16 protein-coding genes are annotated in these 14,412 nt (G+C 43.2%); all 16 read left to right on the top strand.

Annotated features, from left to right (window positions below; genetic code table 11):
- Positions 1 to 20: 20 nt before the first annotated feature.
- Positions 21 to 965 carry a nucleoside recognition domain-containing protein gene (locus BKO01S_RS20235; RefSeq protein ID WP_066058744.1) on the top strand — a complete coding sequence of 315 codons (945 nt, stop codon included), beginning with the start codon at positions 21 to 23 and terminating at the stop codon, positions 963 to 965.
- Positions 955 to 1,608 (top strand): pyrophosphatase PpaX, encoded by a 654-nt coding sequence (gene ppaX / locus BKO01S_RS20240; RefSeq protein ID WP_066058747.1) that lies wholly within the window; start codon positions 955 to 957, stop codon positions 1,606 to 1,608. Before BKO01S_RS20235 ends, ppaX begins: the two co-directional genes overlap by 11 nt.
- Positions 1,605 to 2,144, top strand: coding sequence for an acyltransferase (locus BKO01S_RS20245; protein ID WP_066058750.1), 540 nt, complete (start codon positions 1,605 to 1,607; stop codon positions 2,142 to 2,144). The genes ppaX and BKO01S_RS20245 overlap by 4 nt, the downstream gene beginning before the upstream one ends.
- 165 nt (positions 2,145 to 2,309) lie before the next feature.
- Positions 2,310 to 3,488 carry an ATP phosphoribosyltransferase regulatory subunit gene (locus BKO01S_RS20250; protein WP_066058753.1) on the top strand — a complete coding sequence of 393 codons (1,179 nt, stop codon included), beginning with the start codon at positions 2,310 to 2,312 and terminating at the stop codon, positions 3,486 to 3,488.
- A 2-nt stretch (positions 3,489 to 3,490) separates the two neighbouring features.
- Positions 3,491 to 4,129 carry an ATP phosphoribosyltransferase gene (hisG, locus tag BKO01S_RS20255; protein WP_066058754.1) on the top strand — a complete coding sequence of 213 codons (639 nt, stop codon included), beginning with the start codon at positions 3,491 to 3,493 and terminating at the stop codon, positions 4,127 to 4,129.
- A 5-nt stretch (positions 4,130 to 4,134) separates the two neighbouring features.
- Entirely contained in the window at positions 4,135 to 5,400 is a 1,266-nt protein-coding gene (hisD, locus tag BKO01S_RS20260) for a histidinol dehydrogenase (RefSeq protein WP_066058755.1), read from the top strand.
- A gap of 106 nt (positions 5,401 to 5,506) precedes the next feature.
- Complete coding sequence (gene hisB / locus BKO01S_RS20265; RefSeq protein ID WP_066058758.1) at positions 5,507 to 6,094, top strand: imidazoleglycerol-phosphate dehydratase HisB; 588 nt, start codon at positions 5,507 to 5,509, stop codon at positions 6,092 to 6,094.
- The gene (gene hisH / locus BKO01S_RS20270; RefSeq protein ID WP_066058761.1) at positions 6,095 to 6,730 is read left to right on the top strand and encodes an imidazole glycerol phosphate synthase subunit HisH; all 636 of its coding nucleotides are present in this window, start codon (positions 6,095 to 6,097) and stop codon (positions 6,728 to 6,730) included. It abuts the gene before it with no gap.
- A complete protein-coding gene (hisA, locus tag BKO01S_RS20275) occupies positions 6,727 to 7,455 on the top strand; it encodes a 1-(5-phosphoribosyl)-5-[(5-phosphoribosylamino)methylideneamino]imidazole-4-carboxamide isomerase (protein WP_066058764.1) in 729 nt (242 codons plus the stop codon). Before hisH ends, hisA begins: the two co-directional genes overlap by 4 nt.
- 1 nt (position 7,456) lies before the next feature.
- Positions 7,457 to 8,215: an imidazole glycerol phosphate synthase subunit HisF gene (hisF, locus tag BKO01S_RS20280; protein WP_066058765.1), complete on the top strand. Its 759-nt coding sequence runs from the start codon at positions 7,457 to 7,459 to the stop codon at positions 8,213 to 8,215.
- Positions 8,212 to 8,853, top strand: coding sequence for a bifunctional phosphoribosyl-AMP cyclohydrolase/phosphoribosyl-ATP diphosphatase HisIE (hisIE, locus tag BKO01S_RS20285; protein ID WP_066058768.1), 642 nt, complete (start codon positions 8,212 to 8,214; stop codon positions 8,851 to 8,853). Before hisF ends, hisIE begins: the two co-directional genes overlap by 4 nt.
- A 172-nt stretch (positions 8,854 to 9,025) precedes the next feature.
- On the top strand, positions 9,026 to 10,507 hold the full coding sequence (locus BKO01S_RS20290; RefSeq protein ID WP_066058771.1) for a tetratricopeptide repeat protein: 1,482 nt from the start codon (positions 9,026 to 9,028) through the stop codon (positions 10,505 to 10,507).
- A gap of 103 nt (positions 10,508 to 10,610) precedes the next feature.
- Positions 10,611 to 11,561, top strand: coding sequence for a thioredoxin-disulfide reductase (gene trxB, locus BKO01S_RS20295; RefSeq protein WP_066058774.1), 951 nt, complete (start codon positions 10,611 to 10,613; stop codon positions 11,559 to 11,561).
- Positions 11,562 to 12,042: 481 nt separating this feature from the next.
- On the top strand, positions 12,043 to 12,501 hold the full coding sequence (locus BKO01S_RS20300) for an NUDIX hydrolase (RefSeq protein WP_066058777.1): 459 nt from the start codon (positions 12,043 to 12,045) through the stop codon (positions 12,499 to 12,501).
- A gap of 12 nt (positions 12,502 to 12,513) precedes the next feature.
- Complete coding sequence (gene rapZ, locus BKO01S_RS20305; protein WP_066058778.1) at positions 12,514 to 13,407, top strand: RNase adapter RapZ; 894 nt, start codon at positions 12,514 to 12,516, stop codon at positions 13,405 to 13,407.
- Entirely contained in the window at positions 13,404 to 14,381 is a 978-nt protein-coding gene (gene mgfK / locus BKO01S_RS20310; RefSeq protein ID WP_066058781.1) for a gluconeogenesis morphogenetic factor MgfK, read from the top strand. The genes rapZ and mgfK overlap by 4 nt, the downstream gene beginning before the upstream one ends.
- Positions 14,382 to 14,412 lie beyond the last annotated feature (31 nt).

Below are 14,412 nucleotides of genomic sequence, written 5' to 3' on the forward strand. Positions count from 1 at the left end.
AAAGGGAGTTCGGAGAGAAGATGCTACAATCTACGAAAGCAGGGTTTTTCGTCGGTTTGAAAACCGTTTGGGCATTGGGGAAAATTATATTTCCGGTTGCCCTTATTGTTGCTTTGCTTCAGCATACCCCTGTTCTGCCATGGGTGATTGAATTAATTACTCCTTTAATGGGGATTTTTGGGCTTTCTGGTGACGCAGCGATTCCTCTTGTACTAGGAAACTTTTTAAACCTGTACGCGGCAATTGGGGCGATGCTGACGATTGACTTATCGATAAAAGAAGTGTTTATCCTCGCGGTTATGCTGTCTTTTTCGCACAATATGTTTGTTGAATCAAGTGTAGCGATCAAAGTAGGGGTAAAGCTTTGGATTGCACTTACGGCGAGAATTGGTTTGGCCATTTTTTCAGGAATTATCATAAATCTCGTTTGGCAGGGCGGAAGTGAACGAGCGCAATACGGACTTGTGGAGCCGAAGGAAGAAATGGTGAGTGGAGTCATTCCCGTCCTTTTTGAAGCCATACAAACAGCAGCGCTTGGAATTGTACAGTTAGCAATGGTTGTGATGCCGTTAATGATTGTGATTCAAATATTAAAGGATTTAAAATGGCTGCAAGTATTTTCACGTTGGATGGCACCCGCAACAAGAGCGTTAGGTATGAAGGAAAATACGTCAACCACTCTAGTAGCAGGAATGATTTTTGGCCTTGCTTATGGTGCAGGAGTTATGATTCAGGCCGTAAAAGAGGATGGAGTGAGCAAAAAGGACGTAACGATTGCGTTTATTTTCCTCTCTGCCTGCCATGCAGTTGTGGAAGATACTCTTATCTTTATCCCATTAGGCATTCCGGTACTGCCTCTTCTGCTCATTCGATTAGTATTAGCGGTTATACTAACCGTCATTGTGGTGAATATTTGGAAGCGAGTTGAATTCTCAAAACGAAAGGAAACAGCCTATGAACACTAAAACGACAACGATATTATTTGACTTAGACGGAACATTAATTGATACAAATGAACTTATTATTCAGTCGTTTTTACACACGTTGCAGCACTATTATCCTGACCAATACAAGCGTGAAGATGTGATTCCGTTTATGGGTCCAACGCTTGTAGAAACATTTGGTGGGATGAATCCGGATCAGGTTGAAGAAATGATAAAGACCTATCGTGCCTTTAACATTAGCAATCACGACTTACTTGTGAAAGAGTTTGAGGGTGTAAAAGAAACGGTTATTGCCTTAAAGGAAAAGGGATATAAAATTGGAATCGTGACGTCAAAAATGTCAGATGTCGTCATGAAAGGGCTGAAGCTAACAAAGCTTGATCCTTATTTTGAAATTGTTGTAGCACTTGATCATGTTGAAAAAGCAAAGCCCGATCCAGGTCCGGTCCGTATGGCTTTAGAAAAACTGCATTCTTCTCCAGAGGAAGCCATCATGGTTGGAGATAACCACCATGATATTTTAGGAGGAAGAAATGCTGGAGTAAGAACAGCTGCTGTTGCTTGGTCCATCAAAGGTCGTGACTATTTAGCGGAGTATCATCCAGATTATATGCTTGAAAATATGACTGATTTGCTTGCCATTTTAGAGGCAGAACGTCAATGAGAAGGACGACTCGCTACCCGGTCGAAGGGGCGAACTCTCTCTGGCATGTATACAAAACGGTCCCCTTTTTAAAAGTTGTCAAGAACTTCCTGGTCATTCAACTGGCTAGATATACACCGTTTTTAGGAATGAAAAATTGGTTATATCGAACCTTTCTGAAAATGAATATAGGAGATCAAACGTCATTTGCTCTTATGGTTATGCTGGATATCATGTTTCCGGAAAAAATCAGTGTCGGTAAAAACACGGTAATTGGTTATAACACCACGATTCTTGCGCACGAATATTTAATTAGAGAATATCGGTTGGGTGATGTGCAAATCGGGAGCGAAGTAATGATTGGGGCAAACACGACAATTTTACCTGGAATCTCCATTGGGGATGGAGCCATTGTGTCAGCAGGAACGCTCGTTCACAAGGATGTTCCGGCAGGAGCGTTCGTTGGTGGTAACCCGATGCGGGTCATTTATACAAAGGAAGAGCTCGCAACAAGATGGGAACATGATCCGATTTACGGAAGTGATAAGCTTCATTAACTCAAGTTAGTGAGGCTTTTTTTGTACCATCATCATTCCTCCTTGAATTTGTCATTTTATAGTTGACTCCCCCATTAGGAAAAAGGTAAACTACATATAACTTCAATTTGCTAACATATTAGCGAACTAAAGGATTCGGAACATTTAGATATAGAGGTGATCGTCTTGAGTCGTTTATTTATGTTCGAAAAACCGCTTGGAATGAGAGATACCCTTCCAGGATTATATGAAACGAAAAGCATTGCTAGAGAATCGATTAAGTCAGAAATGAAATGCTGGGGCTTTCAATTTATTGAAACGCCTGCACTTGAATATTATGAAACGGTCGGAACGGCTTCAGCTATTCTTGATCAGCAGCTGTTTAAGTTATTAGATTCACAAGGACATACACTTGTACTAAGACCAGATATGACTGCACCGATTGCACGGGTTGCGGCGTCAAAGTTGTTGAAGGAGGACTTACCGCTTCGTTTAGCCTATTCTGCCAATGTCTACCGTGCCCAGCAAAGAGAAGGTGGTAGACCAGCAGAGTTTGAGCAAATTGGTGTTGAGTGTATCGGCGACCATACCATTAGTGCTGATGGTGAGGTCATTTCTCTACTAATCTCGTCATTACGTGAGGCTGGATTACCGAGCTTCCAAATTTCCGTCGGACATATTGGCTTCGTTCAAACCTTGTTCCAGCAAATTCTTGGAACGGAAGAGCGTGCGCAGGCGTTAACGAAATTTCTATATGAAAAAAATTACGTGGGCTATCGTGAGCATGTGAAGAAGCTCTCGTTGTCCTCGATTGATAAGCAAAGACTATTAGACTTCCTTAAACTTCGTGGAGGGGAAGAGGTCCTAAGCTTTGCGAATGATATCATCGAAAATGAAAGTGGACGTGAGGCACTTTCGCAGCTTCAGCAGTTATGGGAGATTATGGTTGCCTTCGGTGAGGAAGATAAGATGAAATTTGACCTGACTTTGATTAGCCATATGAGCTATTACACAGGAATTGTGTTTGAAGTCTATTCCCATGCGGTCGGTACACCGATTGGTAATGGTGGACGATACGATTTATTACTTGAAAAGTTTGGGAAAGCAACAGGAGCGACCGGTTTTGCTCTTTACTTAGATCGTTTACTTGAGGCACTTGGTGGCTTATCGGAAGAAGCGCCAACGACATGTATTTTGTTTAGTGATGAAAGACGACAGGAAGCCTATGAGCTGGCAAAGGAAAAGCGTACGAGTGGCGAAAAAGTCGTGTTACAAGATATTAATGGTGTGAAAAATATTGATGCATGCACGAGTCAGTATAGCGATATTGTCTTTTTAATTGGAAAAGCAGGCAGGGGGTCCTAACAGTGAAGGAAATACTAACAATTGCGATGCCAAAAGGGCGTATTTTTGACGAAGCAGTCGATCTTCTTCGTGAAGCAGGCTTCAAGCTTCCGCCAGAGTTTGAGGACTCTCGCAAGCTTATTATCGACGTGGAAGATGAGCAGTTTCGTTTTATCCTAGCAAAACCAATGGACGTTCCAACCTATGTGGAGCATGGTGTTGCAGACCTTGGTATTGCTGGTAAGGACGTCATGCTCGAAGAAGAGCGTGACGTGTACGAGCTTTTGGATTTGAAAATTAGCCCCTGTTACTTGGCGGTCGCTGGATTACCAAATACAAAGATGAACGATGTCGCTCCAAAAGTGGCTAGCAAGTATCCGAATGTGGCAGCTGCCTACTTCCGTGAGCAAGGGGAACAGGTGGAGATTATTAAGCTGAATGGTTCGATTGAGCTAGCACCGATTATCGGTTTATCTGACCGTATTGTTGATATCGTATCTACAGGAAAAACTCTGGTTGAAAATGGACTAGTAGAATATGAAAGAATTGCTGATATTACCTCTCGTCTTATTGTGAATCCGGTCAGCTACCGAACAAAGGATGAGCGAATTAGTGAGATCGTTGATAAGCTAACAGACGTGATTCACGGAGTAAGGAGCTGAAGAGGATGAAGATTCAAAAGGTGAGTGAGGCTGCTTCCATTAAGCGTTCCGTCGATGCGGGAACCGAGGAGCAACGCCAAACGGTCAAGTCTATTATTGAGGATGTACGAAAAAATGGAGACACAGCTCTTTATGCGTATACAGAAAAATTTGATCGTGCGACACTAACATCCATGCTTGTTTCTGAGGAGGAAATCAGAGAAGCCTACGAAGAGACTGGAGAGGAATATGTGGCAATCATCAAGGAAGCGGCTGACAATATTCGCTCCTTTCATGAAAAACAGGTTCGTAATTCCTGGCTAACGACGGAAGCTAATGGAACCATTCTTGGCCAAAAAGTCACTCCGCTTGACTCCGTTGGTGTATATGTCCCAGGCGGAACAGCGGCGTATCCATCGTCTGTCCTTATGAATGTGATGCCAGCAAAAGTGGCTGGGGTTGAGCGCATCGTGATGGTTTCTCCTCCGGGTGCAAACGGCAAGCTTCCAGCAGCCGTTGTTGTTGCAGCTCAAGAAGCTGGCGTGAAGGAAATCTTTAAAGTTGGGGGAGCACAGGCAGTCTCAGCTCTTGCTTACGGGACGGAAGCAATCAAGCCGGTTGATAAAATTGTAGGTCCAGGAAATATTTATGTAGCCCTAGCCAAGAGGGAAGTTTTCGGAGACGTGGACATTGATATGATCGCAGGTCCAAGTGAGATTGCAATTTTAGCAGATGACACGGCTCGAGCAAGTGAAGTAGCAGCCGATCTTCTTTCTCAAGCTGAGCATGACGAGAGAGCTTGTTGTGTTCTTGTCACCACTTCACAAACACTGGCAGAAGAGGTTTCTAATCAGGTTGCGATTCAGTTAGAAACACTTCCACGTAAGGCGATTGCCGAACAATCCATCGCTGATTACGGAGCGATATATGTGGCTGACACATTAGAAGAAGCGATAGCAACGATTAATACGTTAGCTCCAGAGCACTTAGAAGTAATGACTGCTAATCCGATGGAGCTGCTAGGACAAATCAAGCATGCGGGTGCCATTTTTATCGGCCGCTATAGTTCCGAACCAGTGGGAGACTATTTCGCAGGTCCCAACCACGTGCTCCCAACAAACGGAACCGCCCGCTTCTCAAGCCCATTAAACGTAGACGATTTCCAAAAGAAATCAAGCATCATTGCCTACAGTGAAAAAGCATTACAACAAAACGTAGAAAAGATTGCCGCCTTCGCAAGACTCGAAGGACTAGAAGCCCACGCAAGAGCGGTGGAATCGCGGTTTAAATAAAAGGATAGAGGGCGTTCCACCCGAAGAAGCCATTGTTGTGTAGCGATACCAGCGCACGGAGGGGGAATCGCCCCTTGACCAACACTTTATTGAAGGAGGATTCGGGATGACAAGGACAGCAAGCATTACAAGAAAAACAGGTGAAACCAATATAGAACTTGCTTTAACGATTGATGGAGAAGGGAAATCAGAACTAGAGACGGGCGTTCCTTTTATGACGCATATGCTTGATCTTTTCACAAAACATGGCCAATTTGACCTAACCATTAACGCCAAGGGTGATACAGAGGTGGACGACCACCACACAACAGAAGACATCGGTATCTGTTTAGGACAAGTTCTTCGTGAAGCATTAGGCGATAAAAAAGGAATCAAGCGCTATGGTAATGCCTTTGTACCAATGGATGAGACACTTGCGCAAGTCGTTGTTGACTTAAGCAACCGTCCACACTTAGAAATGCGCGCACACTTCCCAAGCCAAAAGGTAGGAACCTTTGACACTGAGTTGGTTCACGAATTTCTTTGGAAGCTTGCACTTGAAGCACGAATGAACCTCCATGTGATTGTTCACTATGGTCAAAATACACACCATATCATCGAAGCGATTTTTAAAGCATTAGCTCGAGCCTTGGACGAAGCAACGACGATTGACCCAAGAATAAAGGGCGTTCCATCTACGAAGGGGATGTTATAAATGATCGGAATTATTGATTATGGAATGGGGAATTTGTTCAGCGTTTCGAAGGCCCTCGAACGACTAGACGCTCCATACTTCATATCGGAGGATGCTAGTGAACTGCTACAAGCGGATAGCCTAATCTTACCGGGAGTTGGCTCGTTTAAAGACGCTATGGAAAAGCTGAACGAATCAGGCTTGACCACTATGATTAGGGATTACGTGAAAACAGGTAAGCCATTATTAGGTATCTGCCTTGGGATGCAGCTGTTATTTGAGGAAAGTGAAGAGAATGGACTAACGAAGGGATTAGCGTTGTTACCAGGAAACGTCATTCATTTTCCAGGTGTAACCCCTGAAGGAGAGTCGTATAAAGTCCCACATATGGGCTGGAACCAGATCCACTTCTTCCGTTCGTCACCGGTTTTGGAAAATCTCCAGGAAGACTTTGTTTATTTTGTTCACTCCTACTATGTAAACACTCCAGATCATGAGGTGGTTATTGCAAGCTGCGATTATGACGTCGAAGTGCCTGCTGTAGTAGGCCGTGGAAATGTGTTCGGGATGCAATTTCATCCGGAAAAAAGCAGCAAGTTAGGTATGGAGCTATTGCGCAATTTTACTGAGCTAACGAAAGAAAGGGTGGCACGATGAGCTTTACTATTTATCCAGCGATTGATATGCGCGGAGGCAAATGCGTCCGCCTCTTACAAGGTGATTATAATCAAGAAACGGTATACGGAGATTCTCCGTTTGATATGGCGAAAAGCTTTGCCGATGCAGGAGCCGAGTGGATACATATGGTCGACCTTGACGGAGCAAAGGATGGCAAGCGTGTAAACGACCGGTTTGTGATTGAGGCTGCCCAGAAGCTTGATGCGAAGGTTCAAATTGGTGGAGGCATTCGTACCGAGGAAGATATTCTTCATTACTTAAATAACGGAGTGGCACGTGTCATTATCGGCAGTGTGGCGGTGTCTAATCCAGAGTTCGCGATTGAAATGATCCAGAAGTACGGAGAACGAATAGCGATCGGACTCGATGCGAAGGATGGCTATGTAGCGACCCATGGCTGGTTGGATACCTCAACGGTTACAGCCGTTGAGCTTGGGAAGCGACTTGCTGATGCGGGTGCTGAAACATTTATTTTTACCGATATCGCAACGGATGGGATGCTTTCTGGCCCGAACTTATTGGCGGTAGAGAAACTGGCCGTTGAAACAGGGAAAAGTGTGATTGCCTCTGGTGGAGTTAGTGAGTTGGCTGATCTGCGAGCATTGAAGGAGCTTGTTGGAAAAGGCGTGAACGGTGCGATTGTTGGAAAAGCCATTTATGAAGGACGATTCTCTGTTCCTGAAGCATTGAAAGAGGTGAAGTAACATGCTAACAAAGCGTATTATTCCTTGCCTAGACGTGAAGGACGGTCGTGTGGTAAAAGGAATTCAGTTCGTACAGCTTCGCGATGCAGGGGACCCGGTGGAGCTTGCCCGTTTTTATGATGAGCAGGGAGCCGATGAGTTAGTCTTTTTAGATATTTCTGCTTCGGTTGAAGGCCGTGGTACGATGGTAGATGTGGTGAAATCTGTTGCTTCCGAACTGGCTATTCCGTTTACAGTAGGTGGAGGGATTAATTCCCTTGAAGATATGAAACGGATCTTACGTGCAGGTGCTGATAAAGTGTCATTGAATACAGCAGCTGTGTTGAATCCTGAGCTTATTACAGAGGGTGCGAACTTCTTTGGTACACAATGTATCGTTGTGGCCATTGACGCGAAATACGATGAAGAGCTTGGAACATGGCGGGTATTTACCCATGGTGGTCGGAAAGCAACTGAGTATGAAGTAATTGAATGGGCCAAAGAAGCTGTTCGGCGTGGGGCAGGAGAGATCCTGTTAACGAGCATGGATAGTGATGGAGAGAAAAAGGGCTTTGATGTGGCTTTAACTCGTGCGGTAAGTGAGGCGGTTTCGGTTCCAGTTATCGCTTCTGGTGGAGCAGGAAATTCGGAGCATTTCGCCGAAGCTTTTATAGAAGCAAAAGCTGATGCAGCCTTAGCGGCATCGATCTTCCACTATAAGGAAACCTCTGTTGAAGAAGTGAAATCATTTTTAAAAGAAAAAGGGGTGAATGTACGATGAATGTAAAATTCGATGAAAACGGCTTGCTTCCGGCAATCGTTCAGGATGCGGTCACAAAAGAAGTGTTAACCCTTGCGTATATGAACAAGGAATCTCTAGATAAATCTATTGAAACTCGTGAAACATGGTTTTACAGCCGTTCTCGCCAGGAGCTTTGGCATAAAGGGGCGACAAGTGGGAACACGCAGAAAATCGTTGAAATGAAGTTCGATTGTGATCAAGATGCAGTAGTGGTATTGGTGGAGCCAGCTGGTCCTGCTTGCCATAACGGAACAACAAGCTGTTTTACAGAAAGTGTGTTCACAGGGGAAGAAGGGACAACTGGTGCGGAAAGCTTAGCAGACTATCAAATTTTGTTTGAGCTTGAGCAGCTAATCCGTAACCGTGAAAAGGAACGTCCTGAAGGTGCCTACACGACGTATCTCTTTGAAAAAGGCGTCGATAAGATTTTGAAAAAAGTCGGCGAAGAAGCATCTGAAGTTATCATCGCTGCGAAAAACCGCGATACCGAGGAGCTGAAGTGGGAAGCAGCTGATTTGCTTTACCACTTATATGTGCTGTTGGTGGAGCAAGGCTTACCAGCTCGAGACGTATTATCCGTATTAAATAAGCGCCATGAAAAATCAGCAGTGAAATAACCAGCCAAGGGGCTGGTTTTTTAATTTTGGACAAAGGTTCCTGGTCAGCCATCCTACATTCATGGTTTCAGCCAAATGGGACTTATGATATAATACATTGGTTAAACATATTGTTTAAATTACTTCATTACATCTAAGAAGTGCTTGTAAACACGTTAAAATGGAGGATTTCATGAGCAAAGACTCTAAAGCATATCAACCTAAAGGTAAATTGTTGTCTTTTCATCCAACTGGTGAATACTACTTTGCGAAAGGCTTAAAGGCGTATCAGCGGAGGGATTTTTATAAATCAAAAAAATATTTGGAGCGTGCGATTCAGCTAGAGCCAGGCGAGCCGATGATTTATTGTCAGCTCGCGATTGTTTGTACGGAGCTTAGTGATTATCAGCAGTCCAATCGTTATTTGCACGAAATTTTAGAAGAGCTGGATGAGCATATGCTGGAGTGCCATTATTTCTTGGCTAACAACTACGCACATCTCGGCCTTTTTAAAGATGCATACACCCATGCGTCACTCTACTTGAAGCTTGACCAAGACGGAGAGTTTGTCGAGGATACTGAGGAGTTAATCGATCTATTGACGCTAGAAGCGGAAGAGCTCGAGGAGGATTTGTACGAAGAGGACGATCTTATCATCAAGCAGGATGAAGCACGTCGTTTGCTAGAATCAGGACATTTTCCTAGAGCGGTTGACCTATTAGAAGAGGTGATCGAGGAATTCCCTGAATACTGGTCAGCCTACAACAATCTAGCCCTCGCTTACTTCTATTTAGGGGAGACAGAGAAGGCGGACGACATTCTTGAGGATGTCTTAACGAAAAATCCGGGAAACTTGCATGCGCTATGCAATAAGCTGGTGTTTGCTTTTTATCTGAAGGATACAGAAAACGTAAATTCCCTAAAGGAAGTTTTGAAAAAGATCAAGCCGATGCTGCAAGAGCATCAATTTAAACTTGGTGCAAGCTTTGCGCTTGTTGGAGAATACGAACTGGCTTACGGTTGGTTGAGAAAGCTGCAACGAGTGGGCTTTGAAGGAGACGGACCATTTTATTATTGGCTTTCCTACTCAGCGTACTATACCGATCGTCAATCCATTGCTCAGCAAGCATGGAAACGAGTTCTTGAATTTAGCCCGGAAAAAGAAGGACATGAGCCATGGGAAAAGAATAAACCAGAAGCTGCTGGCTTTGAGCATATTCCAAAAGCCATTCATCAAAAGTTAGAAAGTAACTTTATTGAAGAACGTTTATTCGGATTATTCCTTGCTTCTTTATCAGGAGAAAAGGAAAATATTTTAACTTCTATGAAGCCAAAGTATTCCATTGAAAAAGAATATGTCAATCTTTTAAGCATGGAAACATGTGAAAAGCCTATCATGCGTTCGGGACATGAAACAGCATTGGAGCTATATAAGCAGCATCAACCGATTGGAACGACTCAGTCGAGCTTATTTTTATTATGGTTTACCATTTTGCCAGGTCTTATGAAAGAAAATGTGCAAGCTAATAACTCGAAGGCTTTGGCAGCAGCAACAGAGTATATGTGGAGAAAGCAACGTGGGGAACGAACGTCACAGCAGCAGGTAGCAGATTTGTACAGTCTATCAAGCTCTACCCTACAAAAATATGTAAAAATTGTTAAAGGGCTTATTTAATGAGCATATATTTGGACTCCACTCGCTATGTTTTATAGGATAGAGATAACAGGGAAATACTATAACAAGTATTGTTTTCTTTTTTTAAAAGGAGTGAATTAACGTGTCTGAAGAAAAAATTTATGACGTCATTATTGCTGGTGCTGGTCCTGCTGGGATGACTGCCGCTGTGTATACATCACGCGCGAATCTTTCGACATTAATGATTGAACGCGGTGTGCCTGGTGGACAAATGGCGAACACAGAAGAAGTAGAAAATTATCCAGGATTTGATCATATTCTAGGACCTGAGCTTTCTACTAAAATGTTTGATCACGCGAAAAAGTTTGGTGCTGAATATGCGTATGGTGATATCAAAGAAGTGATTGATGGAGAAGAGTATAAGACGGTTGTAGCTGGATCGAAGCAATACAAAGCTCGTGCAGTGATTATTACAACTGGTGCTGAATATAAGAAAATTGGCGTTCCTGGTGAAAAAGAGCTTGGCGGACGTGGAGTATCCTACTGTGCGGTTTGTGATGGTGCCTTTTTCAAAGGGAAAGAACTAGTGGTTATTGGCGGAGGCGACTCTGCCGTTGAAGAAGGAGTGTACTTAACACGCTTCGCTTCTAAAGTAACAATTGTTCACCGTCGTGACGAGCTTCGCGCCCAAAAGATTCTTCAGCAACGTGCGTTTGATAATGAAAAAATCGATTTCATTTGGAATCACACAGTGAAGCAAATTAATGACAAGGACGGCAAGGTTGGAAGTGTCACTCTTGTTTCAACTGAAGATGGTACTGAGCAAGAATTCCAAGCAGAGGGCGTATTCATCTATATCGGAATGGTTCCTCTATCAAAACCGTTTGCGAACCTCGGTATCACAAACGGCGAAGGATACATTGAAACCAATGAGCGTATGGAAACAAAGGTTCCTGGTATTTTTGCTGCTGGTGATATTCGTGAAAAAACACTACGTCAGATTGTTACAGCAACAGGTGACGGAAGTATTGCCGCTCAAGCTGCGCAACACTATGTAGAAGAGCTAATGGAATCATTAAAGCAAAAAGCATAACATACGAGAAGCTAGCCTTTTTGGGTTAGCTTTTTTTTGTGTTTTGGAGGCTTATCGTGCCCGAACCAGGAGACCGAAGCAGTGGAGGTAATAAATAAAAGTAAAAGTAATCCCCCCTGAAACCTTAGCCCCATGCCAAAACGGTACCGATTATTTCGCTGCAAACCTCTAAAAATAGTTCAATTTTTGCATCCCTTCATCCATTCTTAATAAAACGTAATCTGCAATTAATTATACTGTAACAGTAGTGAAACATTGCTCGTGTAAAATAAGAATAGAAATTGACCCCCTTTTAAGATATATATCTTTAGCACAGGAATTATCCTGTGCTCTTTTTTTATGGCTCTTCCAACTTCCAATCTTTACGAAAAATGCTTTTTTATATTTGTCCATTTCCTATTCATTGTGAGCCCATTGTAAAAATAGTATAATAGTAAGAATAAAAGTCGTTAATTCTAAAAGGCCTTGAGGTGATTGAAGCGTGCAACGAGTGACAAATTGTGTATTGGTAAAAGATAATAAGGTCTTGCTGCTCCAAAAGCCTAGACGTGGCTGGTGGGTGGCTCCGGGTGGAAAGATGGAGCCTGGTGAGTCAGTGAGAGACTGCTGTATTCGAGAGTACCGTGAAGAGACGGGTATTTATTTGAGAAACCCCAATATTAAGGGTATTTTTACGTTTATTATGAAAGATGGAGACCAAGTTGTTTCTGAGTGGATGATGTTCACCTTCTTTGGAACAGAAGCTGATGGAATCAATCTGGATGAATCTGAGGAAGGAAAGCTTGCTTGGCATGACTTCCACCAGATTAAAGATTTACCGATGGCAGAAGGGGACTATCATATATTGGACTACATGATCCACGGTCAAGGAATCATCTATGGAACGTTTACATATACAACCGATTTTCAGTTAATTCAATATCGTCTTGATCCTAGCTAAGGAGGAATTTTTATGAGTACTGGAGCGACACAAGATACACAAATGGTGATTATAACGGGGATGTCTGGTGCAGGGAAAACAGTCGCCATTCAAAGCTTTGAAGATCTAGGTTTTTTCTGTGTGGATAACCTGCCACCAACCTTATTGCCAAAATTTCTAGAACTTATGAAAGAGTCCGGAAATAAGATGAATAAGGTAGCGCTTGTAATGGATTTAAGAGGAAGAGAGTTTTTCGACCACTTATTTAAGGCGCTCGATGATCTTGCAGAAACATCGTGGGTGACTCCGCAAATTTTATTTTTAGATGCGGACGACTCAACGCTTGTTCGTCGCTACAAAGAAACTCGACGTACTCATCCTCTTGCTCCGTCCGGACTTCCTTTAGAAGGCATTCAGCTTGAGAGAGAGCTGCTAGAGGAACTAAAGGGAAGAGCACAGCTCATTTACAATAGCTCAAAAATGAAGCCGAAAGAATTGCGTGAAAAAATCTTAACGGAGTTTTCAGCGAACAAGCAGACGATCTTTACGGTCAATGTAATGAGCTTTGGGTTTAAGTACGGAATTCCAATTGATGCAGACTTAGTTTTCGATGTTCGCTTTTTGCCAAACCCGCACTATATTGAGTCGATGAGACCAAAGACGGGTCTAGATGAGGATGTTTCAAAGTATGTACTGAAATGGAATGAGACTACTAAGTTTTTAGAAAAGGTAACGGAGCTGCTAGCGTTTATGCTTCCTCATTATAAGCGTGAAGGAAAAGCGCAGCTTGTAGTGGCAATTGGATGTACGGGTGGACAGCATCGGTCTGTTGCGCTAACTGAATACATTGCCAATCATTTTGAAAAAGACTATGAAACTCGAATCACTCACCGTGACATCGAAAGGAGAAAGGAACAAACTACATGACGAAGATTCGACAGCCTCGAATTGTGATTATTGGAGGCGGTACAGGGCTACCCGTGTTGCTTCGTGGATTAAAGAAGTTTCCTGTTGATATTACGGCCATCGTTACGGTTGCGGACGATGGCGGTAGCTCTGGACGCCTCCGAGATGAAATGGACATTCCTCCTCCTGGAGATGTTCGCAATGTACTCGCGGCATTATCAGATGTAGAACCGTTGATTGAGGAAATGTTTCAGCACCGTTTTGCAACTGCTAATGAATTATCTGGCCATTCGCTAGGAAATTTAATCTTAGCAGCGATGACATCGATAACGGGGAATTTCACTCATGCCATCCAAGAGATGAGCAAGGTGTTAAATGTGAGGGGGAAGGTGCTTCCAGCCGCCACTCAAAGTGTTGTTTTACATGCGGAAATGGAGGATGGCACGATTGTTTCAGGGGAATCCAAAATTCCTTATTCCGGAAAACGGATCAAGCGGGTATTTTTAACGCCGGGTGATGCCACTCCGCTACCAGAGACACTGCATGCGATTCGAAAAGCTGATTTAATCGTGATTGGTCCTGGAAGCTTATATACAAGTATCCTTCCTAATCTACTCGTGCCAAAGCTTGGCGAGGAAGTGTGTCGGGCAAAAGCGAAAAAGGTGTATATTTGCAACTTAATGACTCAAGCAGGTGAGACGCTTGATTATTCAGCGAGCGACCACGTGAAAGCGATTTACGACCATATGAAGAGTGCGTTTATGAACACGATCTTAGTTAATAGGGAACATATCCCAGAAGAGGTTCTTAATCGCTATAGCGAAGAACTAGCAAAACCTGTACACTTTGATTTAACTACTCTATATGATTTGGGACTCGAAGTGGTAGAGGGTGAAATCATGAGCCTTGAAAATGGTGTTATACGCCATGACACCAGGGAAGTAGCAAATATTTTATATTCTCTATTAATAAATGAAACCCACAAGCGGTCTTAAGCGTAGTATAACTTATGCAACCGTTTGTGTA

The sequence above is a fragment of the Robertmurraya korlensis NBRC 107688 genome (assembly GCF_001591645.1).
Lineage (GTDB): Bacteria > Bacillota > Bacilli > Bacillales > Cytobacillaceae > Robertmurraya_A.

What these genes read in the sequence shown, in the direction of transcription:
- hisF (WP_066058765.1), top strand. Translation starts at nt 7,457, where the DNA reads ATGCTAACAAAGCGTATTATTCCTTGCCTAGACGTGAAGGACGGTCGT.
- hisH (WP_066058761.1), top strand. Translation starts at nt 6,095, where the DNA reads ATGATCGGAATTATTGATTATGGAATGGGGAATTTGTTCAGCGTTTCG.
- BKO01S_RS20290 (WP_066058771.1), top strand. Translation starts at nt 9,026, where the DNA reads ATGAGCAAAGACTCTAAAGCATATCAACCTAAAGGTAAATTGTTGTCT.
- rapZ (WP_066058778.1), top strand. Translation starts at nt 12,514, where the DNA reads ATGAGTACTGGAGCGACACAAGATACACAAATGGTGATTATAACGGGG.
- mgfK (WP_066058781.1), top strand. Translation starts at nt 13,404, where the DNA reads ATGACGAAGATTCGACAGCCTCGAATTGTGATTATTGGAGGCGGTACA.
- BKO01S_RS20245 (WP_066058750.1), top strand. Translation starts at nt 1,605, where the DNA reads ATGAGAAGGACGACTCGCTACCCGGTCGAAGGGGCGAACTCTCTCTGG.
- hisA (WP_066058764.1), top strand. Translation starts at nt 6,727, where the DNA reads ATGAGCTTTACTATTTATCCAGCGATTGATATGCGCGGAGGCAAATGC.
- hisB (WP_066058758.1), top strand. Translation starts at nt 5,507, where the DNA reads ATGACAAGGACAGCAAGCATTACAAGAAAAACAGGTGAAACCAATATA.
- BKO01S_RS20235 (WP_066058744.1), top strand. Translation starts at nt 21, where the DNA reads ATGCTACAATCTACGAAAGCAGGGTTTTTCGTCGGTTTGAAAACCGTT.
- ppaX (WP_066058747.1), top strand. Translation starts at nt 955, where the DNA reads ATGAACACTAAAACGACAACGATATTATTTGACTTAGACGGAACATTA.
- hisD (WP_066058755.1), top strand. Translation starts at nt 4,135, where the DNA reads ATGAAGATTCAAAAGGTGAGTGAGGCTGCTTCCATTAAGCGTTCCGTC.
- hisIE (WP_066058768.1), top strand. Translation starts at nt 8,212, where the DNA reads ATGAATGTAAAATTCGATGAAAACGGCTTGCTTCCGGCAATCGTTCAG.